The 280-nt window shown below is 57.1% G+C and carries 1 pseudogene; it reads left to right on the top strand.

The features are described 5' to 3' along the window. Window positions 1–43 precede the first annotated feature (43 nt). Window positions 44–280: pseudogene (locus AF337_RS14945) on the top strand (Hsp20/alpha crystallin family protein); the annotation flags it as partial.

Genomic DNA, 280 nt, shown 5'->3' with positions numbered 1-280 from the left:
AACCAGATGACGGCCGGCGCCGGACTTGCCGGCGCGGCCAGACATGGAGGTACAGATGAGTGTTCGTGATCTAATTTCGCGGGGCCGCGGCAAGAGTCCGGTTCCGACCGACTATGCAGGCAGAGATCATAATCCGTTCTTGGCGCTTCATCTCGAGATGAACAGGCTGTTTGATGATGTCTTCCGTGGCTTCGAGCATCGGTTCCCGGCCAGCGGTTCTGGCTTCATGTTTGAAAGCTCCTGGCCGAAGATCGACGTCTCGGAAACCGAGAAGGAAATC

It is taken from the genome of Rhizobium ecuadorense (assembly GCF_001187535.1).
In the GTDB taxonomy this organism is placed as follows: Bacteria; Pseudomonadota; Alphaproteobacteria; order Rhizobiales; family Rhizobiaceae; genus Rhizobium; species Rhizobium ecuadorense.
This window is presented reverse-complemented; position numbering and strand designations above follow the sequence as displayed.